Origin of the sequence: Dyadobacter endophyticus (genome assembly GCF_014641595.1) — a bacterium.
GTDB classification, from domain to species: domain Bacteria; phylum Bacteroidota; class Bacteroidia; order Cytophagales; family Spirosomataceae; genus Dyadobacter; species Dyadobacter endophyticus.
This window is the reverse complement of sequence record NZ_BMIA01000002.1, coordinates 1579631-1605682: the sequence shown is the minus strand read 5'-3', so window position 1 is coordinate 1605682 and position 26052 is coordinate 1579631. Positions and strand designations below refer to the sequence as shown.

Annotated in this window: 21 protein-coding genes; 15 read left to right on the top strand and 6 right to left on the bottom strand. The window is 49.9% G+C overall.

What is annotated here, in order from left to right:
• Nucleotides 1-231: 231 nt before the first annotated feature.
• From IEY24_RS18755 to IEY24_RS18735, 5 genes are read left to right on the top strand one after another with little or no spacing between them, the layout of a single operon-like run.
• Nucleotides 232-960, top strand: coding sequence for a hypothetical protein (locus IEY24_RS18755; protein ID WP_188934833.1), 729 nt, complete (start codon nucleotides 232-234; stop codon nucleotides 958-960).
• Nucleotides 957-3728: a TonB-dependent receptor gene (locus IEY24_RS18750; protein ID WP_188934831.1), complete on the top strand. Its 2772-nt coding sequence runs from the start codon at nucleotides 957-959 to the stop codon at nucleotides 3726-3728. The genes IEY24_RS18755 and IEY24_RS18750 overlap by 4 nt, the downstream gene beginning before the upstream one ends.
• A 6-nt stretch (nucleotides 3729-3734) precedes the next feature.
• Nucleotides 3735-4865: a DUF4249 domain-containing protein gene (locus IEY24_RS18745; protein WP_188934829.1), complete on the top strand. Its 1131-nt coding sequence runs from the start codon at nucleotides 3735-3737 to the stop codon at nucleotides 4863-4865.
• Nucleotides 4866-4879: 14 nt separating this feature from the next.
• A complete protein-coding gene (locus IEY24_RS18740) occupies nucleotides 4880-6058 on the top strand; it encodes a DUF4249 domain-containing protein (RefSeq protein WP_188934827.1) in 1179 nt (392 codons plus the stop codon).
• A gap of 25 nt (nucleotides 6059-6083) precedes the next feature.
• Nucleotides 6084-8486: a hypothetical protein gene (locus IEY24_RS18735; RefSeq protein WP_188934825.1), complete on the top strand. Its 2403-nt coding sequence runs from the start codon at nucleotides 6084-6086 to the stop codon at nucleotides 8484-8486.
• On the opposite strand, the gene IEY24_RS18730 is transcribed toward IEY24_RS18735, so the two are convergent.
• Nucleotides 8483-8944, bottom strand: a complete 462-nt coding sequence (locus IEY24_RS18730) for an Lrp/AsnC family transcriptional regulator (RefSeq protein WP_019941792.1) — start codon at nucleotides 8942-8944, stop codon at nucleotides 8483-8485. The two genes, IEY24_RS18735 and IEY24_RS18730, sit on opposite strands and share 4 nt — an antisense overlap.
• A 172-nt stretch (nucleotides 8945-9116) precedes the next feature.
• On the opposite strand from IEY24_RS18730, the gene IEY24_RS18725 reads away from it, so the two are divergent.
• The gene (locus tag IEY24_RS18725; protein WP_188934823.1) at nucleotides 9117-10067 is read left to right on the top strand and encodes an NAD-dependent epimerase/dehydratase family protein; all 951 of its coding nucleotides are present in this window, start codon (nucleotides 9117-9119) and stop codon (nucleotides 10065-10067) included.
• Nucleotides 10068-10181: 114 nt separating this feature from the next.
• Entirely contained in the window at nucleotides 10182-11369 is a 1188-nt protein-coding gene (kbl, locus tag IEY24_RS18720; protein WP_188934821.1) for a glycine C-acetyltransferase, read from the top strand.
• Nucleotides 11370-11436: 67 nt separating this feature from the next.
• On the opposite strand, the gene IEY24_RS18715 is transcribed toward kbl, so the two are convergent.
• Nucleotides 11437-12237, bottom strand: a complete 801-nt coding sequence (locus IEY24_RS18715) for a transglutaminase-like domain-containing protein (RefSeq protein ID WP_188934819.1) — start codon at nucleotides 12235-12237, stop codon at nucleotides 11437-11439.
• A gap of 184 nt (nucleotides 12238-12421) precedes the next feature.
• Here IEY24_RS18715 and IEY24_RS18710 point away from each other — a divergent pair, with 184 nt between their 5' ends.
• The 4 genes from IEY24_RS18710 to IEY24_RS18695 all read left to right on the top strand — a co-directional run bounded on the left by IEY24_RS18710 (nucleotide 12422) and on the right by IEY24_RS18695 (nucleotide 16103).
• The gene (locus IEY24_RS18710) at nucleotides 12422-12955 is read left to right on the top strand and encodes a YceI family protein (protein ID WP_188934817.1); all 534 of its coding nucleotides are present in this window, start codon (nucleotides 12422-12424) and stop codon (nucleotides 12953-12955) included.
• A 129-nt stretch (nucleotides 12956-13084) separates the two neighbouring features.
• Nucleotides 13085-14437 carry a neutral/alkaline non-lysosomal ceramidase N-terminal domain-containing protein gene (locus IEY24_RS18705; RefSeq protein ID WP_188934815.1) on the top strand — a complete coding sequence of 451 codons (1353 nt, stop codon included), beginning with the start codon at nucleotides 13085-13087 and terminating at the stop codon, nucleotides 14435-14437.
• A gap of 13 nt (nucleotides 14438-14450) precedes the next feature.
• Nucleotides 14451-15536, top strand: coding sequence for a Gfo/Idh/MocA family protein (locus tag IEY24_RS18700; RefSeq protein ID WP_188934813.1), 1086 nt, complete (start codon nucleotides 14451-14453; stop codon nucleotides 15534-15536).
• Nucleotides 15537-15545: 9 nt separating this feature from the next.
• Entirely contained in the window at nucleotides 15546-16103 is a 558-nt protein-coding gene (locus tag IEY24_RS18695) for an acyl-CoA thioesterase (RefSeq protein WP_188934811.1), read from the top strand.
• Between the two features lie 191 nt (nucleotides 16104-16294).
• Here the strand turns inward: IEY24_RS18695 and IEY24_RS18690 are convergent, their stop codons facing one another.
• Nucleotides 16295-17860: a helicase HerA-like domain-containing protein gene (locus IEY24_RS18690; protein WP_188934809.1), complete on the bottom strand. Its 1566-nt coding sequence runs from the start codon at nucleotides 17858-17860 to the stop codon at nucleotides 16295-16297.
• A gap of 221 nt (nucleotides 17861-18081) precedes the next feature.
• On the opposite strand from IEY24_RS18690, the gene IEY24_RS18685 reads away from it, so the two are divergent.
• The 4 genes from IEY24_RS18685 (at nucleotide 18082) to IEY24_RS18670 (ending at nucleotide 22687) form a co-directional block, all read left to right on the top strand.
• The gene (locus IEY24_RS18685) at nucleotides 18082-19086 is read left to right on the top strand and encodes an alpha-E domain-containing protein (protein ID WP_188934807.1); all 1005 of its coding nucleotides are present in this window, start codon (nucleotides 18082-18084) and stop codon (nucleotides 19084-19086) included.
• Nucleotides 19087-19135: 49 nt separating this feature from the next.
• Nucleotides 19136-19876 (top strand): proteasome-type protease, encoded by a 741-nt coding sequence (locus IEY24_RS18680; protein ID WP_188934805.1) that lies wholly within the window; start codon nucleotides 19136-19138, stop codon nucleotides 19874-19876.
• A 181-nt stretch (nucleotides 19877-20057) separates the two neighbouring features.
• Entirely contained in the window at nucleotides 20058-21461 is a 1404-nt protein-coding gene (gene glmM / locus IEY24_RS18675; RefSeq protein ID WP_188934802.1) for a phosphoglucosamine mutase, read from the top strand.
• A 77-nt stretch (nucleotides 21462-21538) separates the two neighbouring features.
• Nucleotides 21539-22687, top strand: coding sequence for a cysteine desulfurase family protein (locus IEY24_RS18670; RefSeq protein ID WP_188934801.1), 1149 nt, complete (start codon nucleotides 21539-21541; stop codon nucleotides 22685-22687).
• A 40-nt stretch (nucleotides 22688-22727) separates the two neighbouring features.
• Here IEY24_RS18670 and hemH read toward each other — a convergent pair whose 3' ends face one another.
• The 3 genes from hemH to IEY24_RS18655 form a co-directional block, all read right to left on the bottom strand.
• Nucleotides 22728-23801, bottom strand: a complete 1074-nt coding sequence (gene hemH / locus IEY24_RS18665; protein WP_188934799.1) for a ferrochelatase — start codon at nucleotides 23799-23801, stop codon at nucleotides 22728-22730.
• A gap of 78 nt (nucleotides 23802-23879) precedes the next feature.
• The gene (locus tag IEY24_RS18660; protein WP_188934797.1) at nucleotides 23880-24827 is read right to left on the bottom strand and encodes an N-acetylornithine carbamoyltransferase; all 948 of its coding nucleotides are present in this window, start codon (nucleotides 24825-24827) and stop codon (nucleotides 23880-23882) included.
• 70 nt (nucleotides 24828-24897) lie between these two features.
• Nucleotides 24898-26034, bottom strand: a complete 1137-nt coding sequence (locus IEY24_RS18655; protein WP_188934795.1) for an aspartate aminotransferase family protein — start codon at nucleotides 26032-26034, stop codon at nucleotides 24898-24900.
• Nucleotides 26035-26052: the final 18 nt, after the last annotated feature.

Below are 26052 nucleotides of genomic sequence, written 5' to 3'. Positions count from 1 at the left end.
AGAAGGTAAGTAAGATGTGTGGTACCGATAAAAGGCCAAAGTTAGGGGATTAAGGGGATATGCATTAGATAAATAGCATTTGATTCTTTTATGATTAAGTTTAATAAATCGAATAAAATATTTAATTTACATTTGAAGTATGTAACTTATGTTCACTTCGTGAAGTACTAGCCCCGGTACTGCAACATTTTGATAGCCTTTGAACGTATTGCTTTAAAATCAACTGCGTAGATGCGTATTTTTACCACTGCATTATTCCTTTGTGCCCTGTTTTCGGGGAAAACCTATGCCCAGGGGATGCTGGCCGAATCTTCTTCGGCCCGGGAGGTTGCGGCTTACCCGGTATCCCTCTACAAAAACGCTACATCCATCTCCCAGAATCTTTACAACGGCCGTCAGTATTACGTGTATGACGCCCGGATGGAGGAACACCAGTTTTACCAGCAGCGCCGCTGGCTCAACGGTATGGTGCTCTATGACGGTCAGCAGTTCGACAGCATCCCGATGCTATACGACATTTTTCACGATGAGTTAGTGATCCGGCATTTTAACGGCGACCATGTACTGCTGCAAACAGTGAAAGTGGATTCATTTATTGTGGATAACCACCATTTCGCGCGACTCGAATCGGGGAAGGATATTAACCCGCAAATGCGGACCGGTTTTTACGACGTCGTTTATGGCGGTAAGTCGCGCACGCTCGTACGGAGGACGAAGTCACGCCAGGAAAAGATCGTTGACAAAAGAGTGATCGCCTACTATCCCGAAAAGAACTTCTACTATGTGTTCAAAGACGGCCGTTATCATTCGGTACATACGAAGAAATCGACCCTGGAAATGTTTCCGGATCATAAGCGGGAATTACGCAGAGTGCTGCGGGAGAACAAGATCAAATTCCGTAAAAACCGTGAACTGGCCATTGTGAAGATGGTAGAAACCTACGACAACCTAGCCAAATGAAAATATTTTTACCCTTAACCCTTATTATCTGCTGCATTTTTACCACCCACTTTTCCTACGGCCAGAACGTGCCAGAGAAGAAAATCACGATGAAACTGGATTCGGCGCGGTTCGACCAGTTTGTGAAGCAGGTGGAAGGGCAGACAGGCTATTACTTCTACTACGACGCCACGCGGTTCGACAGCCTTACGCTCGACCTGAATGTAAATAACCTCTCGCTCCGGGAAGTGCTCGACCAGGTTTTCAAAGGTTCCGAGTTTGAATATGCCATCGACGGAGAAAAGCGGATCTTCATTACGCACGGACAGAAGATCATCACCCAGCTCACACCCGGTTTATTCAACCCGGATCGTGCCGGTGAAACCGATTCCATTGCCTATGCCGGTCCGGAAAGCGATATCAAGGAAAAACTTTTATCGACTGCCGAGAGTAAGGTCCACGAAATCGGGATACGAAAGCACAGGATTACACCCGGCAATTCTACGATCACAGGATATGTCAGGAATGCGGTGACCGGTGAGCCGGTGATCGGCGCGGCGGTGTTTATCAACTCGCCATCCATCGGTATTACCACCGACGCGCTTGGGCGGTACGCACTCACGATCCCGCGCGGGAAACAGGTTGTCCGTATTAAAAGCACGGGTATGCGCGAAACGCAGCGCCAAATAGTACTTTATTCCGACGGCAAACTCGACATTGAAATGCGGGAGAGTGTGATCGCATTGAAGGAAGTGTCGGTAAAGGCCGGAATGGACAAAAACGTGGTAGGTACACAAATGGGTACCGTGAAACTGACTATCAAAAACCTGAAACAGGTACCGACGGTATTTGGCGAGACAGACCTTTTACGGACCATCCTCACATTGCCGGGTATCAAATCGGTCGGGGAAAACAGTACCGGTCTCAACGTGCGCGGTGGCTCGGTGGACCAGAACCTTATTCAGTATGACGACGCGGTGATCTACAATCCATCGCACCTTTTTGGTTTCTTCTCGGCATTTAATCCGGATGTGTTGAAGGATGTGGAGCTTTATAAAAGTACAATTCCGTCCAAATTCGGCGGCAGGCTGGCGTCGGTGCTCGATATTAACAGCCGTGACGGGAATAAGAAGAAATTCGTGGCTTCGGGCGGGATAGGGCTTGTTACGGGGCGCGCTACGGTGGAAGGCCCTTTGGTAAAAGACAAGGCGTCGTTTTTGCTGGGTGGGCGCTCGACTTATTCCAACTGGGTGATAAGGGCGTTGGATAACGAAAATTATAACAAAAGCTCGGCGTCGTTTTACGACTTGAACCTGCATTTGAACTATGAAATCAATGAGAAGAACAGCCTCTCGCTGACCGGCTATACGAGCAGGGACAAGTTCAAGCTCTATGGCGATACATTATACTCCTATCAGAACCAGCTCGGGTCTATCAAATGGAAGCATACCTTCAATTCACGTCTATACGGCGTGCTCACCGCAGCGCATAGCAAATACAATTATTCGATGGAGGCGGAAGGCCTTCCGCTCAATTCTTTTGATCTGAAATTTGATATTAACCAATCCAATTTTAAGGCTGATTTTAATTATGTGCTGCATCCGAAACATACGCTCGAATTTGGATTGAGCACCATTTATTACAAATTACACCCGGGCTCATTCAAACCGCGCGGCAGCGAGTCGCTTATCGTAGCGGACGAGTTGCAGGCCGAGCAAGCGACGGAAAGCGCATTGTATCTCGAAGACAAATGGGAGGTCAGCCCGCGTCTGTCGATCTCGGGAGGTCTGCGGTGGTCTTTCTTCCAATATCTGGGGCCAAAATCAGTCAATACCTATCTTCCCGGCTTCCCGATCGACTACATTTACCAGGAAGGCGTGCAGGAATACAAATCGGGTAAGAAAATTAAGTCGTATGGCGGGCCTGAATACCGGGCGTCGGTGCGGTACAGCATCCTGGATAACCTTTCGCTGAAAGCCAGCTACAACACATTGCGCCAGTATATTCACCTGCTGACGAATACCATGACGGTTTCGCCGACCGACATCTGGAAACTGAGCGATCCGTATATCAAACCGCAGATCGGTGACCAGATTTCTGTTGGTTTGTACCGGAATTTCAGGGGTAACAAGATCGAGGTTTCGCTCGAAGGCTATTACAAAAACACTCGCAATTTCCTCGATTACAAAGGCGGCGATTCGCTTTTCATGAACCACAATATCGAAGCAGCGGTGATCAATACCAAAGCAAAGGCATATGGTGTTGAATTCATGATCAAGAAAATGACCGGAAAGCTGAATGGCTGGCTCGGTTACACCTACGCGCGGACGCTCCTGCGCGCGGTCGACCGCGAGTCGCCCGACGCTCCGAACGGCGGTAATTTCTACCCGAGCAACTACGACAAGCCGCATGATTTTACATTGATCTCCAACTACCGGTTCTCGCACCGGTTCAGCTTGTCGTTCAACTTTACGTACAGCACAGGCCGACCCTACACGCCGCCGATCGGCAAGTACATTATTGATGGTTCGCAGCGGGTCTACTATGCCGACCGTAACCAATTCCGCATTCCCGACTATTACCGGATGGACCTGGCCATGAATATCGAAGGCAACCACCGGATCAAGAAGCTGGCGCACAGCTCGTGGACGCTCGCGGTATATAACCTTTTAGGAAGGAAAAACCCGACCTCGGTTTATTTCCAGACCGTCGGAGGAAGGGTGAATGGTTACCAGCTTTCCATTTTCGGACAGCCGATCCCGACGATAACCTACAATTTCAGATTCTAGACAGCTATGAGATATTGGTTTTTAAAAGTAGGTTTTTTTGTATTGCTGCTGATCGTCGACAGTTGTATAGAACCGTTTTCGCCACCTGAGGTTAATTCGGATGAGAATTACCTGGTAATCGACGGTTTCCTGAATGTGAGCGGCACCGATTCGACGCGTATCGAGTTGCGGCGAACACAGAATGTAAATGCAAATGCAATGCCGGCTATCGAAAGGGGCGCACAGCTGGCAGTGGAGGAAGAGAACGGAGAAACGATGCCGCTGACAGAAACCGGTGCAGCCGTTTATACATTGCCGCCACGCCAATACAATCGCTCGGGCAAGTACAGGCTGCGGATCAAGACGAAGGACGGTCAGGAATACCTGTCTGAATTTGTCGGTGTAAGTATTACGCCTGTTATCGATAGTGTCACCTACAAAGTCGACCCGGTGCTGAATGCGGCTGTGTTTTATGTGAACACGCACGATGCGCAGAATAAGACACAGTTTTACCGCTGGAAATTCGAGGAAACTTGGGAATACGAAGCCGCCTATTATTCCGCATTGATGGTCAGGAATGATTCGGTGGTGATAAGGCCTGAGAACATCAATAAATGCTGGGGGAAATTGAAGTCGGGCAGCATTCTGCTGGGCAGTACGGTCAAGCTCAGCAGCGACGTGATCAAGGACCTGCCGTTGAACCGGGTGCCGATTTCTACCAACAAGCTTTTTATCAAATACAGCATTTTGGTAAGGCAATATGGCTTGTCGCGCCAGGCTTTTGAATATTGGACTGATCTGGCCAAAACGACGCAGGGAACGGGAAGCCTTTTTGATGTATTGCCCTCGCAAGTGACGGGCAACATCCGGAATGTCGCCAATCCGCGCTTGCTGGCCTTCGGCTATTTCAGTGCGGCTACCGAAGAGACCCGGAGGTACACGGTATCACCGCGGCTCGGCACATTCCCGCGTTGTACCGAACCCGATACGATCCCGATCCGCTGTTCGCCACGGGATGCCGACGAATGTGCACTGAATACCGCGAAACTGCTCCTGACATACTGGGGCCCGCGTTCCGACTCCGTTCTGGTAGCGGCGCATTCCTGCGCCGATTGCCGCCTGCAGGGCGGTACCACCGAAAGACCTTCGTATTGGTAATGAATTTATAAGGAATGATTGTGAGAGGAATAAACTTCATCAAAAAGCTGAAAAGTGGCTACGGGCCGGGAAAATGGAGACGATGGGTTTCATGCGGAATACTGGTGGCGACGGGACTGGTGATCAAAAGCTGTATCGAGCCGTTCTCGCCGCCGGAAGTGACCAAGCCCGGGACTTACCTCGTTGTGGATGGTTTTCTCAACATAAATGGCGATACCAGTAAGATTGTGTTGAGTCACACCCAGGGCGTGAACGATGGCGGGCAATTCGTAAGGGAATGGGGCGCTACCATCCTCGCCGATGCCGAAAACGGTGAAAGCTATGCGTTCCAGGATGTGGGTGACGGCTCGTACATACTGCCGCCGACGACCTTTAACCGCGACGCCAGGTACCGGTTGAGGATTAAGCGTCTCGACGGGAGGGAATATGAATCGGATTACGTGGTGGTGAGCAAAACTCCGCCGATCGACAGCATTACCTACCGCGTGGACGAGGGCAGAAATGCGATGATGATTTATGTCAATACCCATGACCCGAGTAATCAGACGCGTTTTTACCGCTGGAATTACGAAGAGACCTACGAGTACCGGATGGCATATTATTCCAGCCTGACGCGCGATTATGAGAAAAAGGAGATCGTTTCAAGGACCGATAATGTCAACGTATGCTGGCGGACATTGCCGTCGAGGGATATCAAGCTCGGGTCGACGATCAAGCTTAGCCAGGATGTAATCCGCGATTTGCCGGTCAATATTGTTGATATAGGCACTAACAAGCTGTATTTCGGGTATTCGATCCTTGTAAAACAATATGGCCTGACGCGCGAAGCATTTGAATACTGGACGGACCTCGCGAAAACAACCCAGGGGACGGGAAGCCTGTTCGATCCGCAGCCTTCGCAGGTGACGGGTAATATCCACGCGAAAGCCGACGCCAAAGAACTCGTATTCGGTTATTTCAGCGCGGCACAGGAACAAAAGAAGCGGATTTTCATCAGAGAAACACTGGGCTCTTATCCGCGCTGTATGCCCCCGGATACACTCGATTTTAAAGAGGCGTTCGAAGGCTCTGCGGTACTGCTTTACTTTTATATGGGTCAGCCGAAGAGCGGCTACCTGGGGACGTCGGAAACGTGTGCTGACTGCCGGTCGCAGGGCGGTACAACCACCAAACCTGCATTTTGGGATCAATGATTATTCTATTGTTTGAAAATATACAATGAGACTTAGGACATTTATTTGTGGTTTGCTGGCGCTGGCATCTTACAGCTCCTCGTATGCGCAGGACGATGCCATGCTCGCCTCCATGCGGGAGCGGTTCGGCCTTTATACCGAGCGGGCCGTGCAGGAGAAGTTGTACGTGCATATCGACAGGCCGTTTTACCTCGTCGGCGAAACGATGTGGTTCAAAGCCTATAATCTCAATGGCGCTACACACCGGTTCCTTGACCTAAGCAAAGTGGCTTACCTGGAAGTGCTCGACGCCGAGAATAATGCCGTATTGCAGACCAAATTTGCGATGGTCGATGGCCGTGGAAATGGCTCAGCGCTCGTTCCGTCCACGCTCGTGAGCGGGAAATACAAGCTGCGGTGCTATACCAACTGGATGAAGAATTTTTCGGCAGAAAGCTATTTCGAAACCTCCATTTCTATCCTTAACCCCTTTGTACGCTTCGATCCCGACCGGGCCTCGAAAGAGGAAACGCACTATGACGTGCAGTTTTTCCCGGAAGGTGGCCATCTGGTAAGCGGTATCGAAGGCAAAATAGCATTCCGCGGCGTGGGCGCCGATGGTAAGGGTATTAAATTTAAAGGAACTATCATTAACCAGCAGAATGAAACCGTCCGGGAGTTTGAACCCGAACTCAACGGTATTGGCTATTTTGCGTTGAAACCGGAGGATAATGTAACCTACAAAGCAGCTATAACGGACAGCAAGGGCCAACGCTTCGAGTATGAATTGCCAAAAGTCGAGCCGCAGGGGTATGTAATGCAGGTAAAAGACTCGACGGCCGCGCTGGTCAAAGTGACGGTAACCGCAAGGCTCGAAAGCGAAGAGCCTGTGAATGTATTCCTGCTCGCGCACACGCGCCAGGCCAATGCCGTGTTTGGGAAAAAAGGGTTAGGAAAAGGCCAGGTGGTCTTTTTGCTCGAAAAAGCGAAACTCGGCGAAGGCATTACGCAGATTACGATCTTTAATGAAAAGTTGAAACCGGTTTGTGAAAGATTGTATTTCAAACGTCCCGAAAAGCAGCTGACGATCGATGCGCAAGTAGGCAAAAGCTTTATCGGGCGGGAGAAAGTAGCCATGAACATTTCGGCCGCCGCAGGCCAGGCGCTGCCCGCTTGGAGCAATCTGTCGGTGGCTGTCTATCTTGACGATTCGATCCAATACCAGCCGCAGCACGATATTCACAGCTATTTGTGGCTCACTGCCGATTTGAAGGGAGATATTGAAAACCCGGCCTATTATTTTCAAAATGTAAATCAGGACACCGACAGGCAGCTCGACAACCTGATGCTTACCCACGGCTGGCGCCGCCTGAAATGGGACAAGGTTTTTGGTGGTCAGTTGGTCAGTTTTGAAAATTTGCCTGAATACGACGGGCATTTCATCAACGCCCGCGTGCTCAACCGGGCCGATGGAACGCCGGCGGTGAACAAAGAAGCGTACCTGGCGTCGCTGGACGTGCCTGCGCGCTTGTACGTAGACATGAGCGATAAAGAAGGCCGGGTGAAATTTGAAGTACGCCAGTTTACCGGCCCGAAGGAAATCACGTTGCAAACCAACCTGGCAACCGACTCGACCTACCGCTTCGAGGTGGCGACACCGTTCTCCAGACAGTTCTCGACGACGCCCATTACTTCGTTTTACTTTGATAAAAAACTGGAAAGCCAGCTGCTGACGCGGTCCATCAATATGCAGACCGGCAATGCGTTCCTGCCGAGGCTTTATGCCGAAAAGAAAGCCGTACTTACCGACTCGCTGCCGTTCTTCGGGATGCCCGATGAAAAGTATTTTCTCGACGATTTTACCCGTTTTCCCACCATGGAAGAGGTTTTAAGGGAATATGTGAAAGGAATTCTGGTACGTAAGCGCCAAAAGGAATTCCATTTGCGAATGATCGACAAACTGCTTCCTAACACCTACTACACCACCGATCCACTGATGCTCCTGGACGGTATTCCGGTTTTCGACGCCGACAAGATCATCGAAATGGATCCGCTGAAAGTGAAGAAAATAGAATTGATCAGCTCGCGCTATTTCCTGGGGCCAATGACCTTCACCGGTATTGTAAGCTTCTCGACCTACCGCGGCGACCTCGGTGGTTTCGAGCTCGATCCCAAAGTGCTGGTAATGCCCTACGAGGGCGTGCAGGCACAAAGGGAATTCTATGCGCCGAAATATGACAGCAACAACGCCAATAGCCGCATAGCCGATTTCCGTAACCTTCTGCACTGGGCACCGAACGTTACGACCGGCAAAGACGGCAAAGCGACCATTGAGTTTTACACGTCCGACCAAACCGGTCGCTACCAGGTCGTGATCCAGGGCATTACGCCGGATGGTACGGCAGGCAGCAAAACAGTTTCCTTCGATGTGAAGAAGCGAAGCCTTTAAATGTAGAATTCCGAGGTGTGCTTAATCTCCTTCAGCACGAAGGTGCTGTTGAGCACGCCTATGTTGTCGATCTTGGACAACTTATATTTCACGAAATCGTGGTACTCGTCGAGGCTGGCGACATTGATTTTTAGCAGGAAATCAACCTGCCCCGCCATGTGGTAGCATTCCTGTACCTCGTGGAGGTTTTGTATTTCTTGCTCGAACTTCTCTATAAATGCCTCATTATGGTAGCGCATCGACACCTGGCAGATCGTCGTAACGTGTCTGTTAATGAGTTTTTTATCTAAAATGGCCACATATTGTTTGATGTAGCCCAGACTCTCCAATCTTCTGATCCGCTCATAAACCGGCGACACCGTCAGGTTGAGCATCGTTGCGATTTCCTTCGTCGTTTTTTTTGCATCTTTTTGCAGGATGCGCAGGATTTTGGTATCGATTTTGTCCAACTGTTCCATGGGGCAATAATATTTACTGGTACGTGTTTCGAATTGAACCTCAAAAAGTAAATTTTGCTATAAAAATCAAATAGTGTGGTAATGTTTCCTGCAAAATGCGCCATTTGTTGAAAATAATTTTCACAAATGGGAAATTGCAAGTGATTTATGCTTTACCCAAAAGTTGTTTTTTATGAAAACGGACTGCGTTTTAGTAATAGGAGCAAACGGACAGATCGGATCTGTTCTGGTAGAATATCTGAGGGAGATTTACGGACTGGGAAAAGTGGTGGCGACGGACATCCGTATGCCCGAATTTTCGACTGGGATCTTCGAGCAGCTCGACGCGACCAATGCCGTTGAAATGGCGGCAATCGTCAGGAAATACGGTGTCACGCAGATTTACCATCTCGCCGCCATCCTTTCGGCAAAAGGGGAGGAGGAGCCGTTGCGAACTTGGCATATTAATATGCAAACCTGGTTCAACGTACTCGAAGTAGCTCGTGGAAACGGGGTTAGCAAAGTCTTTTACCCAAGCTCCATTGCCGTTTTCGGTGATCGTGTGGACACATTGGCTGAACAATGGTCGTACCTCGACCCATCGACGGTTTACGGTATCAGCAAGGCTGCCGGTGAGAACTGGTCGAACTACTATTTCAAACGCTACGGTGTCGATATCCGCTCGCTGCGTTACCCGGGCATTGTCGGCTACCAGTCGATGCCGGGTGGTGGTACTACCGATTATGCGGTCGATATTTATCACAAGGCAGTGAAGGGCGAAGCATTTGAATGCTTTTTGAAAGCGGAAACGACATTGCCGATGATCTACATCAGCGATGCCATGGACGCCACTGTCCGGCTGATGGAAGCACCAGCCGAAAAGATTTCGGTAAGAACATCCTACAACCTCGCCGGAATGAGCTTCTCTCCCCAGGAAATTGCGCAAAGCATTCAAAAGATAATTCCAAACTTCAACATAACTTACAAGCCAGACTTCCGCCAGTCCATCGCCGACTCCTGGCCCCAGGAAATCGACGATGCCCAGGCGCGGAAAGACTGGGGCTGGCGGCCGTCATACTCGCTTGATAAGATGACGGAGGAGATGATAACGGAGTTGCGGAAGAAATATCATTTGGTTAGTTAATGAGTGAATGAGACAATGAGTGAATGAGTGAATAGAGTCAAGACATTCAATCATCCGCTCATTCGAAAGTCTGTCATTCACTCATTCAAAATTCACTCATTCACTCATTCAATTATGTACGGTAACATCCAAGAACAACTCGTCGGTGAACTGGAAGCGATCCGCTCCGCGGGGTTATATAAAAAAGAGCGCGTGATCACCACGCCGCAGTCTGCGCATATTACAACTACCGACGGGGCTGATGTGCTTAATTTTTGTGCAAATAACTACCTGGGCCTCTCTTCGCATCCCGACGTGATCAAGGCGGGTATCGATGCTATTCATTCCCATGGTTTCGGGATGTCGTCGGTGCGGTTTATATGCGGCACGCAGGATATTCACAAAGAGCTTGAACGAAAAACGGCCGAATTTCTCGGTACCGAGGATTGCATTCTCTACGCCGCGGCATTCGATGCGAATGGCGGGGTTTTCGAACCGTTGCTGAATGAGCAGGACGCTATTATTTCCGACGAGTTGAACCACGCTTCGCTCATCGATGGGATCCGCCTTTGTAAAGCCAAGCGTTTCCGTTACAAGCATAACGACATGGTCGACCTGCAAAAGCAGCTCGAAGACGCCAAGGGAAGCCGCCGCATTCTGGTTGTAACCGACGGCGTGTTTTCGATGGACGGCACCATAGCCCAGCTCGAAAAGATCTGCGATCTGGCTGAGCAATATCAGGCGATGGTGATGATCGACGAATGCCACGCTACCGGATTTATGGGTAAAACAGGCCGCGGCACGCACGAGTACCGCAATGTAATGGGGCGCATAGACATTATCACGGGTACTTACGGCAAGGCATTGGGCGGGGCATCCGGCGGCTTCACGGCTGCGAAAAAGGAGATCGTGGAAATCCTGCGCCAGCGTTCGAGACCTTATTTGTTTTCAAATACATTAGCACCTTCCATTGTAGGAGCTTCTATCAAAGTACTCGATTTACTGACCTCATCCACCGCATTGCGCGATAAACTGGAAAGGAATACGCAGTACTTCCGCAAGGCTATGACCGAAGCGGGCTTCGATATTCTGCCTGGTGAGCACCCGATCGTCCCGATCATGCTTTACGAAGCAAAATTGGCGCAGGAGTTCGCTGCGAAGTTGCTCGATGAAGGCATTTACGTGATCGGCTTTTTCTATCCCGTTGTTCCGCAGGGCAAGGCGCGTATCCGCGTGCAGATCTCCGCAGGCCACGAGCAGGAGCATTTGGAAAAGGCCGTGGCGGCATTTACGAAAGTAGGAAAGGAACTGGGCGTTATTTAGGCCCCATTTTAATAACTAAGACCAAATAGAGCGAAGCCGATACCGGGATCCGGTACCGGCTTTTTGTTTACTGTTCGGCTTCAAGCAGTTCAACTTCGACTTGCAGCGATTGCAGCGTTGCATTGCCGTATTGGGTAACCATCGCCACATCTGCGGCGTCGCGTCCGTGGGCGATTTCGATGCGGTAACCTTCGGTTTTTTCCTGCACTGCATCGAACGTGTACCATTCACCACCGATGAACACCTCGAACCAGGCGTGCAAATCCATGTCTTTCAATTTATCGAGGTAGCCCACCGTCATGCGCGTCGGAATGCAGAGGTTACGGCATAATGCAATAGCGAGGTGCGTGAAGTCGCGGCACACGCCAACGCGGCTGCGGGCCGTGTCGAATGCGGTTGTGGCGGCATCTGAAAAACCGTACTGGTAGCGCACATTGTTATGAATCCATGTCCGGATCGCCTCCACCTGCTCGTAGCCCGGCGCCAGGTTTTCGACTATTTCCATGGCTAACACATTGATTTCGTGCAAATCCGACTGGCAATACCGACTCGGGAGAATATAATGCATGACTTCATCAGGCAAATCCCCTACAAGCATATACGCAGGTGTAGGGTCCGGAATTGGTTTCGTTGGGCTCACCTGCGCTTGTACTTCGGTACTGATCGTCACCCTGCCTACGGGCAAAATCGTACGCTGGCAAGGGTTACCGTAAAGGTCGGTATACTCCGAAAACGGTACCGGCGGCTCTATGTTAAAACCTTCCTGAATGATCGATTGGCCTTCCTGACGGCGAGGGCGTAACATGGTCGTTATGGTGGTGGGGGCATGCACGTCATACGTGAATATGCTTCTTCCCTTCATTTTCATCTATGAGTCGAATTTGTATTTATGCTAAATGTAATGATGCTTAGTTACTTAAAAATTACGTGCCATTTATTTTATCATGAACGTCTGCGTTGGTCAGAATTAAATCGTTATAATCGACGTTTGTACATCAGGAATGTTAATTTTAGAGCGAACAGTATTTCGTTGAAATTTAAATAATACACCTATGGCAGTAACAAAATGGATCGTAGACCCGGCGCATTCCGAAGTGCAGTTCAAGATCAAACACCTGGTCATTTCGACGATCACAGGATCCTTCAATAATTTTGAAGGCGGGGCCACTTCGGACCTTAATAACTTTGATAATGCAGAAATCCATTTCTCTCTCGATGTGAACAGTATCGATACCAATGTCGAAATGCGTGATGCCCATTTGCGGTCGGCGGATTTCTTCGATGCCGAGCAATTTCCGCATATTACCTTTCAATCCAACTATTTTCATAAAGTAAAAGGCGATAACTACAAGCTTTCGGGGCTTCTTACGCTCAAAGGCATTACCAAGCCCATCGAGCTGGATGCCGAGTACGGCGGCGCCGAAAAAGACACGAATGGTAATACGCGGATCGGGTTTGAGGTAGAAGGGCGTCTGAGCCGTCAGGAATTCGGCCTGAACTACATGCAACTGACGGATTCAGGAGGCTTGGTAATTGGTGAGGACGTGAAGCTGATTGCCAATATTCAGCTCGTAAAACAATCCTGATCAGGTATTTAACTATTTTCATAAACTTTTAATACCCGGCATGAACCCGAAAACTGGTTTGCCGGGTATTTTTGATAGCAATAGAAAACGACGACACCCGTCTTTTCATCAAACCTAAACTCCCCATCCATGAAAGTGCTGCGCATTTTTTTGAAAATCATCGGGATATTCCTCCTGTTGCTCGTACTTGCCATTGCCACCATGATCACGACCATGGACGATACGCCTTATCAGGAAATGGCCTATTATAAGGAATGGAAAACGCTCATCGGAGGTGCAAAAGGGGATACCGTGGGTACTTCCGGCGCATTGCAGGCAGGCTGGGCAAAGGTCAATATTACACCGGCAGCGCCGACGCCCACTGCGGGTTATGGCAACCGCCGCGGCAGGCCGTACACCGCCGTGCACGACTCCGTATATGTGCGTGCGATAGTAATCGACAATGGGCATACCAAAGCCGCCATCATTGCCGCTGACCTGCTGATCATCCCGCCGACGGTGATCAAATCATTAAAGGAAAAGCTGAAACCGGGCGATATTCCGTTCGATCAGATCTATTTCGGCGCTACGCACAGCCATAACAGCGTCGGCGGGTGGGGAACGGGCATCTCGTCGCTGTTCTTTTCGGGTAAATACGATCCGGCCATTGTTGAAAACCTTGCCAATGCATTTCATAAAGCCATTACCGACGCACAGAAAAAGGTAGAGCCTGTGCAGCTGACTTACCTGGAATCGCTCGATTCGCTCGACATTCGTAACCGCCTCGTAGGCGAGGAGGGCGGCATCGATCCCGAGATCCGTTCGGCGGCATTCGTTACCAAAAGCGGGCAAAAGGCGATATTGAGCTCTTTCGCAGCGCATTCCACGGTTTTGAATTCCAAAAACATCGTGCTATCGCGCGACTACCCGGGTGCGCTCGTGGATTCGCTCGAAAAAGGCCGCTACGATTTTGCGATGTACATGGCCGGCGCGGTAGGCAGCATGGGGCCGATCGAAAAAGGAACGGATGATTTTGATGAAGTGAAAAACCAGGCATTTGGCGTTCAGAATGCGTTGCTGTCCAACAACTCATTAAAAGAGGAGTCGAAGAATGCATTGGTAGAAACGCTTACCTTGCCATTGCCGTTGCGGGAGCCGTCGCCCAGGTTGACGATGAGCATAGTACTGCGCCCGTGGGCATTCAAAAAAGCATTTGGTGAATATCCTGTATACGTGAAAGCATTGCGGATCGGCAATATCCTGATGGTAGGCATGCCGTGCGATTTTTCAGGCGAACTGACCGGCCCACTGGACGCATATGCGAAAACAAAAGGCCTGAACCTGATGGTAACGAGTTTCAACGGAGGCTATATCGGCTACATTACCCACGACAAGTACTTCAACCGCGATTTGTACGAAACCAAAACCATGAGCTGGTACGGCCCGTACAATGGTGCCTATTTGCAGGAAGTGATCAAAGATATTATTGATAAATTGTCCTAAACCGTAAACTACGATGAAAACACTTGTATACCTCTTTTTTGCATTGATCAGCCTTTCTTCGATGGCACAGAAGCCTATTCGCGTGGCTGTCGCGGGGCTTAGTCATGGTCACGTAGGCTGGATTTTTAACCGGAAAGACAAAACCGATATCCAGCTGGTAGGCATCTGGGAAACGAACCCCGACCTCGTCAAGCAGTTTACCGAGCGATACAAGCTAGACCCGAAACTGTTTTATTCAGACCTGAACAAAATGCTCGACGATGCAAAACCAGAGGCAGTTTCGGCATTCGGGGCGATCAATGAGCACGTGGTAGTCGTTCGGGCGTGTGCGCCGCGGAAGATCAATGTAATGGTAGAAAAGCCATTGGCGACGACATTTGCTGATGCAAAGGAAATTCAGAAACTCGCGACGCAGCACAATATCCAGGTTTTGACCAACTATGAAACTTCCTGGTATGCGAGCAACCAGCACGTGAACCAGCTTATTCAGGATGGAAAGCTGGGCGAAATCCGCAAGGTAATGGTCAACGACGGCCACCAGGGGCCGAAGGAAATCGGGGTTAGCAAGGAGTTTTTCGCTATCCTGACCGATCCAGTTAAAAACGGCGCCGGCGCATTGATCGATTTCGGTTGCTACGGTGCCAACCTGATGACCTGGCTTATGAAAGGTGAACGCCCCATTTCAGTAACCGCCGTTACACATCAGAATAAGCCGGATATTTATAAAAATGTTGACGATGAGGCTTCCATTATCGTCCAATACCCGAAAGCGCAGTGCATTATCCAGGGCTCGTGGAACTGGTCTTTTGCTAGAAAAGACATGGAGGTTTATGGTAACAAAGGCTACGCCGTTGCTGTAAACGCGACCACCGTACGCCAGCGCTTGCAGGAGAAAGCACCGGAGGAAACCCTCAAACTCGATCCCCGCCCCGCCCCTTACACCGATCCGTTTTCGGTGCTGGCCGATGTGGTGCAAGGCCGTTTGAAACTCGATCAGAACGATTTGTACGGGCTGCCGGTCAATGTTACCGTCGTAGAAATACTGGACACGGCCAGAGAGTCGGCCAAAACAGGTAAAACCATTTTGTTGAAAAAGTAAATAACGCGTATGGAGCCCAGGCCCGTCAGTTTTTCCCAGACTACCCTCACAGAACTCATGATCCCTTCCTATGCCAACTTTGGGGGGAAAATACACGGGGGTATATTGCTCTCATTGATCGATAAGGTCGCGTATGCGTGCGCGTCGCGGCATGCGGGGACGTACTGCGTGACGGTTTCCGTGGATGCGGTGGATTTTCTCGAACCGGTGGAGGTAGGCGACCTCGTTTCGCTGCACGCGTCGGTGAATTATGTGGGAAGGACTTCGCTGGTCGTGGGCATCCGCGTGGTGGCAGAGAATGTCAGAAACCGTTCGGTAAGGCACACCAATACTTCGTACGTGACAATGGTAGCCAAAGACGAGAACAACAAGCCGACCGTCGTTCCTGAATTGGTGCTGGAAAATGAGGAGGATGCGCGACGTTTCCTGGAAGCGATCAAACGTCGGGAGTTGAAAGAGAAGTACCGCGATGCATTCGATAATGCGAGAACACGTCTCGATGTGCCTGAAAACCTGGATAAGTTAGTCGACCAGCGTTGCGTGATCGCATATGATACGGATGTTTGATATGGGTTTTAGATAAACCCATATCAAACTTCACGGTCAGGCTCAGTGCAATTGTCAGCCTGAGCGGACGGGGCCGCCCGGCGGTCGAAGGCAGTCTGTACGGGAACATCGTACATGCGCTTCGACTGCGCTCAGCGTGACATTTAGGCTCAGGCTAACATTTTCAATACTTCCCTCAGCGTGACAGGCTGTTAAAATCCAAACAACCCTCCGCCACTTTTCCGCGTGGTCGTTTTCTTGCCAAACAGCATTCCAAAAACGCCACGTACGACTTCACGGCCGATTTGTTTTGCTAATGGCGAGTTGAGCGCGTCGGAGATCATGCTCGTTTGTTCTTTCTCCTTTTTGGCCTCCACTTTCGCCTGTACTTCCGCTTCCTTCGCCTCTGTTTCTACGCGTGCGTGTTCCTCCATTCTTTTGGTCAGGATTTCATAGGCGCTTTCAGGGTCGATAGGGTCTTTGTATTTGGTATAAACATCCGATTGCTGCACGTGCTTGTCGTAATCTGCCTGCACCATTGGCCCCATAATAGAAGCGGGCGGCATTAAATGCGTGGCGGCGACTTCGGTAGGGATCCCTTTTTCATTCAAAACTGTAATCAATGCCTGGCCGATACCGAGCGTGGTCAGGAGCTGATCGATCGTATAGAAATCCGATTTAGGGTAAGTTTTGACCGTCTGTTTCAATCCCTCGGCATCCTGCGGCGTAAATGCGCGGAGCACGTGCTGCACGCGGTTACCCAACTGGCCGAGCACCGATACCGGCACGTCCTGCGCCATTTGCGTGCAGAAGAAAATACCCACGCCTTTGGAACGGATGAGCCTTACAACTTGCTCGATCTGTTCGAGAAAGGCTTTTGGGGCGTCTTTGAAGAGCAAATGCGCTTCGTCGAGGAAGAAAACCAGTTTAGGTTTGTCCAGATCCCCCGCTTCGGGCAGTTTATGGTATAATTCAGCCAGAAGGCTCAGCATGAATGTCGAGAACAATGCGGGCCTGTCCTGCACATCGGAGACGTTGAGGAGGCTGATCACGCCCTGGCCGTCGACTTTGTTGATCAGGTCGGAAATGTCGAATGACCGTTCTCCGAAAATGGTACCCACACCTTGTTGTTCCAATGCGACGATTTTACGCAGGATCGTGCCGGCTGTGGACGCGGAAATGGTACCGTAATCGGCTTTGATTTCATCGGCGCCCGGGCCTTCGGCGAGGTAGTTGAGGACTTTTTTCAGGTCGTTCAGGTCCACCATCGGGAGGTCCTTGTCGTCGGCATATTTGAACAGGATAGCGAGCACGCCGGCCTGGGTTTCGTTCAGTTCGAAGATTTTGGAAAGCAATATCGGCCCGAATTCCAGCACCGTAGCACGCATTTGTGCGCCTTTGTTGCCGCTCAGCGAATATAGCTCGACAGGAAATCCTTTTGGCTCGAAAACGGTTCCCAGTATTTGTGCGCGTTCTTCCAGGGCTGCATTCGTTTTGCCTGGCTGTGCAATACCCGAAAGGTCGCCCTTAATGTCGGACATGAAAACGGGCACACCTGCTGCTGAAAGCTGTTCGGCGAATACCTGCAGCGTACGCGTTTTCCCCGATCCCGTAGCTCCGGCTACCAGTCCGTGGCGGTTCATCATGCGCAAGGGAAGGTTTACGCGGGCCTCGCCGATAATCTCGCCGTCGAGTATGGCCGACCCCAAATGAATTACAGGTTTGTCAGTTTGATAGGATTTCTGAATTGCTGCAATAAATTGTTCTTTCTTTGACACAGGAAATACGGGTTATGGTTTGATGAAAGGTTAAGTTACAAATTTTAAAGGTTTCGGGAAGATTCCAAGATGGGCGGGGAAATTATTGTAGAATAATAATTTGTAAGGAAATAATATAACTTTTTGCATATGCTTGTATTTGCAAAATATTATTAGGTATTTTGGTTTGATCGCATTATAATTATTCTGATTTACATTTTTAGAGATATTACTTTCCACTTATGTTGAGCCGAGTTGCGAATTCTATTTATTGGATGAATCGTTACATGGAACGGGTTGAGAATTACGCGCGTTTCGTGGGAGTTAATTTTAACCTTGCCCTCGATCTTCCACCCGATGTGGACGAGCAATGGGAGCCGCTTTTGATCGCAACAGCCGACCACTTCCTCTTTTATAAGTACTACGATAAGCCTACGAAGGAGGATGTCATCCATTTCATGACATTCGATAAACGCAATCCGAACTCGATCATCAGCTGCCTGTATGAGGCCCGGGAGAATGCACGTACGATCCGCGAGACGATCTCGAAGGAAATGTGGGAGAGTATCAACACGTTTTACCTCACCATTAGGGGAACTTCGCCCGACGATTTCCGCAATATGGATCATATGCAGTCGTATTTCACGGATATCCGTAAAAACTGCCAGCTTTTCCACGGGGTAGTCGACTCGTCGATCACACGTAATGAGGCCTGGCATTTCGGAAGGCTTGGAAGGCATATCGAGCGGGCCGACAAATGCTCGCGCTTCCTGGATGTGAAGTATTTTACATTGTTGCAGGATTCGGGCACCTCGGGTTCCACACTCGACCTGATGCTTTGGACCGCCGTGCTGAAATCGGTGAGCGCCTATAATATGTACCGGCAAACGCACCGCGCGCTGACGCCGATGAACATCGTGGCGTTCCTGATCCTGGACAAGCTTTTCCCACGCTCGATCGCTTATTGCGTGCGCCAGGCGGAATTGTCGCTCTATGCGATAGCCGGCTCCATCCCCGAACGCGGCTATACCAACCCTGCGGAGCGCGCATTGAGCAAGATCCGGAGCGAGCTGGAATTCACCGATGTGGAGGATGTGTTTAAAATGGGACTGCACGAATACCTTGACAAATTCCAGATCAAGAACAACGAGGTCGATAACAAAATCTTCGATATGTACTTCGGATTGGAGACCGCGCAGTCGCAAAGCCAGAGCCTGGGGCATTTCAAAAGCCAGTGGATGAACTGATCAAAACTTTTATATCTTAGCGACTCTATCATCACTGAGCTGCTAAGACATGACATATTGCCTGGGTATCAAAGTCGCATCCGGCCTGGTGGCCATTGCCGATACACGCCTTACCTCCGGAACCGAGGTTTCTACCAATAAGAAAGTATCTGTTTACCAGTCTGATAAGCATTCGATTTTTATAATGACCTCGGGTTTGCGGTCGGTGCGCGACAAGGCAATAACCTATTTCAAAGAAGTCCTGGAAGAGCGGGACACTTCATTCGACAAGCTTTACAAGGCCGTGAATGCATTGGGGCAGCAGGTGCGCCGGGTAGCCGATGAGGACCGGTACGCGCTTAACAATGCGGGGTTGGTGTTCAACCTGTTTGCGATTGTGGGCGGGCAGCTCGAACACGATTCGGAGCATAAGCTATTTCTTTTATATCCCGAAGGCAACTGGGTGGAGGTGGGCGACGGCTCGCCGTTTATCATCATTGGTAATTCGGGTTACGGCAAGCCGCTTTTGTACCGGAGCCTCAAATTCGAGTCGTCGATGCAAGACGCGCTGAAAATTGGCTTTTTGTCCTTCGATTCGACCCGCGTAAGCTCCAACGACGTTGACTACCCGATAGATGTCGTTATGTACGAAAAGGACTCATTCCGGCTTGTGGAGCATCGTTTCGAGAAGGACGACCTGGATTATGTGGGTAAGCAATGGAGTGCTCTGCTGAGTAATTCGGTACAAAAATTGTCGTTGGAATGGATGGACCCGGTGTTCGGTAAAATGGGTCAGATTTCGAATGTATAACTGCCAAATCGTACCCGAAAACGTATATTATCACCGGTTCTCCGGCAAATCAGTAAAGCTGTGACCAGGCGTAAATTAGGTGTCCAGAAACTCAATTATTGTTTTTTGTTTGTAGAAAAATCTAATTGCGGAGAGGGAATTTAGTATTTTTGCAACTAAACATAAAGAGGAATTCTAGATCGTGACGTTAATTAAATCTATCTCAGGAATCAGGGGAATAGTGGGTGGAAAGTCGGGTGAGGCGCTGACTCCGATTGATGTTGTTAAGTTTGCTGCTGCATACGGGACATGGGTGAGGCGTACAAATCCACAGAATTTGAAGGTCGTGATCGGCAGGGATGCCAGGCTTTCCGGTGAAATGGTAAGTCGTCTGGTAGCCGGTACTTTGCAGGGTGTAGGGCTTAATGTGCTCGATCTTGGCCTTTCTACCACCCCGACTGTCGAGATAGCCGTGCAAGCGGAAGGAGCGGCGGGCGGGATCATCCTGACAGCAAGCCACAACCCGATCCAGTGGAATGCCCTCAAACTGCTCAACAACGAAGGAGAATTTATTTCAGAAGCGGAAGGCGCCGAAGTGTTGCGCATTGCGGATCAGGAAGATTTTCTTTTTCCTGATGTGAAGAAGCTCGGCAGCTATTCAACCGACAGTACTTACCTGCAAAAACATATTGACCACGTGCTTTCATTGGCATTGGTTGACGTGGAGGCAATCAAAAATGCGAATTTCAGGGTCGTTGTAGACGCGGTCAACTCGACCGGCGGCATAGCGGTACCGATGCTACTCGAAGCGTTGGGGGTCGATGCGAAAAGCATTAAAAAGCTGAATTGCGAGCCAACCGGTAACTTCGCACATAATCCCGAGCCGCTTCCGGAGCATTTGCACGATATCAGCAAAGAATTGAACAATGGTTCCTATAACCTGGGTATCGTCGTGGATCCCGATGTGGACAGACTTGCGCTCATGTGCGAGGACGGTACACCATTTGGAGAAGAATACACGCTTGTAGCCGTTGCGGATTACGTTTTGAAACACACGCCGGGCAATACCGTTTCCAATCTCTCGTCGACCGCCGCATTACGCGACGTGACGATCAAAGCCGGTGGTGAGTATCTGGCTTCGGCGGTAGGAGAGGTAAATGTGGTGAATGCCATGAAAGCCAATAAAGCGGTAATCGGCGGAGAAGGTAATGGAGGGGTTATTTACCCTGAAAGCCACTACGGCCGTGATGCATTGGTGGGTATTGCATTGTTCCTGACGCATCTGGCTAAATCGGGCAAGAAAGCGTCGGTTTTGAGAAGGTCTTATCCGAATTATTATATTTCTAAAAACAAGATCGAGCTTACGCCGGAAATCAACGTCGATAACATCCTGGACCGTATTCAGACACGCTATTCCAAACAGCCGGTGAATACTGTGGACGGTGTCCGGATCGAATTTGACCGCGAATGGGTGCATTTGCGCCGGTCGAATACCGAGCCGATCATCCGTATTTACTCGGAATCGGAGACGCAGACTACTGCTACGAGCCTTGCCAATAAGATCATTTCCGATATCAAGGAAATTATTTCGGAACCGAAGAAATAATAAAGCTGTTGCTAAGCTAATTCAGGTCACTTATTGTCGAAAAAGACGATGAGTGATCTTTCTAATTTTATATCCCAATGAAAGTCTACCTGGACAATGCGGCTACGACGCAGCTGGACCCCGAGGTTCTGGAAGCCATGCTGCCGCTGATGACCGAGCAATTCGGTAACCCTTCTTCCATTCATTCTTACGGTCGCGCCGTGCGTTCATCCATCGAGCGGGCCAGGAAGAGTATCGCGGGAATCCTGAATGCAGCGCCGGCCGAGATATTTTTCACCTCGGGCGGTACCGAGGCCGATAATACTGCTATCCGTTCGAGCATCGAGACATTTGGCCTGAAACATGCCATTACCTCGCGCATTGAGCACCACGCGGTATTGCATACGCTGGAGCACCTCAAAAAGCTGGGCGTGATCGAGCTGAGTTTTGTGAATTTGAATGCAAAAGGTGAGGTTGATCTGCAACATCTGGACGCATTACTTGCTTCGAAACCGCGTTCGCTGGTTTCCCTGATGCATGGCAACAACGAGATAGGCAACCTGCTCGACCTTGAAACGGCCGGTGATATTTGCGAAAAGTACGACGCCATTTTTCATAGCGACACCGTGCAGACGATGGGTCATTATCGCCATGACCTGCAAAAACTGAAAACGAATTTCATCGTCGGTGCGGCGCACAAGTTCAATGGGCCGAAAGGCATCGGGTTTTTGTACGTTCGTCCCGGTATTAAAATAAATCCTTTCGTACACGGGGGCGCGCAGGAGCGTAACATGCGCGGAGGGACTGAGAATATTTATGGCATCGTAGGATTAGCGAAGGCATTGGAAATAGCTTACCGTGATATGGATGCGCATCAGCAACACATCGAAGGCCTGAAAGGGCGTATGATCGGTAAGCTGAAAGACGGCATCGAAGGTGTGACGTTCAACGGAAATTCAGGCGAGTTAGGCAAAAGCCTTTACACTGTTTTGAGCGTAAGCCTGCCGCCGTCGGATATCAGCGATATGCTGCTGTTCAACCTCGACATCGCCGGAATTGCCGTTTCTGGCGGCAGCGCGTGTTCGAGTGGTACCGACATTGGCTCGCATGTGCTGAATGAGCTCAGAATCGATGAAAACCGTGCTAACGTGCGTTTCTCGTTTGGGAAGTACAACACCGAAGCAGAGATCGATTATGCTGCCGAGACGCTGATCGGCCTTTACAAGAAAGAAAGCATTATTTTATAAAAGAGGTATTCCTCTAAAAAGCCAAAACCCGGCCCCTGAATCAGGCGGCCGGGTTTTTGATGATATCTTCAAGGCATTCTACCCAGATATCGCTGTCGTTGAGGCTTTCGACGAGCTGCCAGTGCTGGCCGCCTTCTTTCTCGAATAGCTCTTTATATTCTTCACCCACTTCAATCGTCGTTTCCAGACAGTCGGCTACGAATGCGGGAGAAAATGCTAATGCGCTTTTGACACCTTTTTTAGTCAATTCAGGGATTACCTCATCGGTATAAGGTTTGATCCAGGGATTTTTGCCCAATCGCGACTGAAAGCAGGTAGTATACTTGCCTTCTGGAATACCCATTCCTTTCACCAGCAAGCGCGTCGTTTCAAAGCATTGGGCTCGGTAGCAATGCTGGTTGCGGTGATCGAGCTTGTCGCAGCAGCTACCGAACTGGCAAAAATGGCCGGTAACATCGCCTTTGGTAATCTGCCGCTCGGGCAAGCCGTGGTAGCTGAACACGAAATGGTCGTAATCATGCTGAGCCATGTATTTTTTACCTAAATCCACAAAACCCTTGATGAACTTGGGATGTTCAAGGAAGCGGTTCACAAAACGGATTTCAGGCAGCACTTCCCAGTCTTTCACGACACGCATTACTTCTTTATACACCGAACCGGTAGACGCGGACGCATATTGCGGGAAGAATGGCACGACGATGATTTCCGTCAGGCATTCCTTGCGCAATGCAGTGAGCGCCTTTTCAATGCTCGGGTTCTGGTAACGCATCGCCAGTTCGACTACATAATTCTCGCCGAGTACTTTCTGTAATTTATCTTTTACAGAGTAACCATACGTTTTCAGCGGAGAGCCGTCTGGCCGCCAAAGCTGTTTGTACACTTTTGCAGATTTCGGCGCGCGAAAAGGTGCGATGACCAGGTTGATCAGAAACCAACGGTTGAGATAAGGGATATCGATCACGCGCTCGTCCATCAGGAACTGACGTAGGTACTTGCGCACGTCGGGTACAGAAGGGCTGTCGGGCGTGCCCAGGTTCACGATCAGTACGCCGGTTTTACGGACTTCATTCAGCGTTGTAGTATCGAAGGGTTGAGCCAATGTGGTTGTACTCATTTCATTAACAGTTTCATAATGAGAGGCCCGCTGCGGTGCGACTGCCCCTTTTCGTATTCAGTCTAGCAAAAATAGCGATTACAATCCTAACAAGACCTCTTTCAATGCCGCCTGCGCCGACCATTCGCGGTTGGCGGCCTGCTCTATCACCAGCGAACGCGGGCCGTCGAGCACTTCGTCGGCCACCTTCATATTGCGGCGTACGGGCAGGCAGTGCATGAATTTACCATTGTCGGTCAAAGCCATTTTGGCCTCGGTAATCATCCACGACGGGTCGGTATTCAATACCTTGCCATATTCATTGTACGACGACCAGTTTTTACCATATACAAAATCGGCGCCTTCCAATGCCTTGTCCTGGTCGTAGATTACCTGGCCTTTACCTACAAATTCGGGAGACAAATCATATCCTTCGGGATGCGTGATCACGAGCTCGACGTCCATTGGGTTCATCCATTCGCAAAATGAATTAGCTACCGCCTGCGGCAATGCTTTGAAATGCGGCAGCCAGGTAAGCACTACTTTCGGGCGTTGTTTCAGCTTGAATTCTTCGATCGTAATACAGTCGGCCAGCGATTGCAGCGGGTGCCGCGTCGCCGATTCGAGGTTTATGATCGGTACCTGTGCATATTTTTTAAATTGCTGAAAAACGATTTCCGCATAATCCTTGTCACGATCCTGCAAGCCTGCGAACGACCGGATCCCGATGATATCGCAATAGCTACCGATGACCGCCGCCGCTTCTTTCACGTGCTCAGCCTTGTCGCCGTTCATGATTACACCCTCTTCCATTTCCAGTCCCCAACCATCCTGGCCCACATTCATCGTGATCACGTTCAGGCCAAGGTTCTGAGCAGCCTTTTGGGTGCTGATCCTCGTCCTTAAACTCGAATTGAAAAACAAGAGACCTATGGTTTTGTTTTTCCCCAGCGCCTGGTCCGCAAACGGATCCTTTTTAGCAGCAATGCCACTGGTAATGAGCTGTGGGAGATCGGCGACGTCTTTAATGGACAGAAAGTGTTTCATTCAGGTTAAAATTTCGGAGATAGGTGTTCCTATTCTCAACTAGGACAAGGATGGTATTAGTTCAAAAAAATCAAACAGCCGCAACAGATACTTCTTTTTTCAATGCTTCGAGGAACAAATCGGCCTCGGTTTTCCCCAATGCGAGCGATGGCAGGAGGCGGATCGTGTTCGCGCCAGCCACACCTGTGAACATTTTGTGTTCAAACAGAAGCTTGTTGCGCAAATCTTTCACAGGGAAATCATACTCGATCCCGATCATCAGTCCGCGGCCTCTCAATTCCTTATAGCCTCCAATCGCCTTAATGCCTTCCAGCAGGTAATCGCCGATCTCCGCTGCATTCGCGATCAGGTTTTCTTCTTTCATAATATCCAGCACCGCCACGCCCGCGGCGCACGCCAGGTGGTTACCACCGAAGGTTGTTCCCAGCAAACCATAGCTCGCTTTGAATTTCGCAGAGATCAGTATCCCGCCGATTGGGAAGCCATTGCCCATGCCCTTAGCCATCGACATAATGTCGGGCGTAATGCCGCTGAACTGGTGCGAGAAGAACTTGCCCGTCCGCCCGTAGCCGCATTGCACACTGTCGAGGATGAGAATCGCGCCTGTTTCATCGCATTTGCGTCTTAATGTTTGCAAAAACTCGTCGGTACAAACATTGATGCCTCCCACGCCCTGAATACCTTCCACAATCACCGCGCAAACTTCGTCGGTAATGCTTTCCTCGGCAGCAGCCGCATCATTGAATGGCAGGAAAGTAACGTGTTCTTTGTAATTGATGGGAGCTACAATGGATGGGTTATCCGTTGCAGCAACCGCACCGGCCGTCCGGCCGTGGAATGATTTGGTGAAAGAAATCACCTTCGTTCTGCCATTGTGGAAAGAAGCCAGTTTCAATGCGTTCTCATTCGCTTCCGCGCCGGAGTTGCAGAGGAACAGCTTGTAGTCAGGATAGCCCGAAAGCTCACCCAGTTTCTCTGCCAATTCTTCCTGTATGGAAATCTTTACAGAATTGGAGTAAAAGCTGATCGCATTCAATTGCTTCGTCAGCTTATCCACATAATACGGATGGCAATGGCCGACGGAAATCACCGCGTGGCCGCCGTAAAGGTCGAGGTACTTGGTACCATGCTGGTCCCAGAGGTAGCTGCCTTCGGCTTTCACCGGTTCGATATCGTAAATGGGGTAGACGTCAAATAGGTGTGACATTGTCTGATCTTATTTAGA

Excerpts from the sequence above, each read along its gene's own strand:
- IEY24_RS18735 (WP_188934825.1), top strand. The coding sequence starts at position 6,084 with ATGAGACTTAGGACATTTATTTGTGGTTTGCTGGCGCTGGCATCTTAC.
- IEY24_RS18745 (WP_188934829.1), top strand. The coding sequence starts at position 3,735 with ATGAGATATTGGTTTTTAAAAGTAGGTTTTTTTGTATTGCTGCTGATC.
- IEY24_RS18700 (WP_188934813.1), top strand. The coding sequence starts at position 14,451 with ATGAAAACACTTGTATACCTCTTTTTTGCATTGATCAGCCTTTCTTCG.
- IEY24_RS18750 (WP_188934831.1), top strand. The coding sequence starts at position 957 with ATGAAAATATTTTTACCCTTAACCCTTATTATCTGCTGCATTTTTACC.
- IEY24_RS18755 (WP_188934833.1), top strand. The coding sequence starts at position 232 with ATGCGTATTTTTACCACTGCATTATTCCTTTGTGCCCTGTTTTCGGGG.
- IEY24_RS18670 (WP_188934801.1), top strand. The coding sequence starts at position 21,539 with ATGAAAGTCTACCTGGACAATGCGGCTACGACGCAGCTGGACCCCGAG.
- IEY24_RS18685 (WP_188934807.1), top strand. The coding sequence starts at position 18,082 with ATGTTGAGCCGAGTTGCGAATTCTATTTATTGGATGAATCGTTACATG.
- IEY24_RS18660 (WP_188934797.1), bottom strand. The coding sequence starts at position 24,827 with ATGAAACACTTTCTGTCCATTAAAGACGTCGCCGATCTCCCACAGCTC.
- IEY24_RS18715 (WP_188934819.1), bottom strand. The coding sequence starts at position 12,237 with ATGAAAATGAAGGGAAGAAGCATATTCACGTATGACGTGCATGCCCCC.
- IEY24_RS18655 (WP_188934795.1), bottom strand. The coding sequence starts at position 26,034 with ATGTCACACCTATTTGACGTCTACCCCATTTACGATATCGAACCGGTG.
- IEY24_RS18680 (WP_188934805.1), top strand. The coding sequence starts at position 19,136 with ATGACATATTGCCTGGGTATCAAAGTCGCATCCGGCCTGGTGGCCATT.
- hemH (WP_188934799.1), bottom strand. The coding sequence starts at position 23,801 with ATGAGTACAACCACATTGGCTCAACCCTTCGATACTACAACGCTGAAT.
- IEY24_RS18740 (WP_188934827.1), top strand. The coding sequence starts at position 4,880 with ATGATTGTGAGAGGAATAAACTTCATCAAAAAGCTGAAAAGTGGCTAC.
- IEY24_RS18710 (WP_188934817.1), top strand. The coding sequence starts at position 12,422 with ATGGCAGTAACAAAATGGATCGTAGACCCGGCGCATTCCGAAGTGCAG.
- IEY24_RS18730 (WP_019941792.1), bottom strand. The coding sequence starts at position 8,944 with ATGGAACAGTTGGACAAAATCGATACCAAAATCCTGCGCATCCTGCAA.
- IEY24_RS18725 (WP_188934823.1), top strand. The coding sequence starts at position 9,117 with ATGAAAACGGACTGCGTTTTAGTAATAGGAGCAAACGGACAGATCGGA.
- kbl (WP_188934821.1), top strand. The coding sequence starts at position 10,182 with ATGTACGGTAACATCCAAGAACAACTCGTCGGTGAACTGGAAGCGATC.
- IEY24_RS18695 (WP_188934811.1), top strand. The coding sequence starts at position 15,546 with ATGGAGCCCAGGCCCGTCAGTTTTTCCCAGACTACCCTCACAGAACTC.
- IEY24_RS18705 (WP_188934815.1), top strand. The coding sequence starts at position 13,085 with ATGAAAGTGCTGCGCATTTTTTTGAAAATCATCGGGATATTCCTCCTG.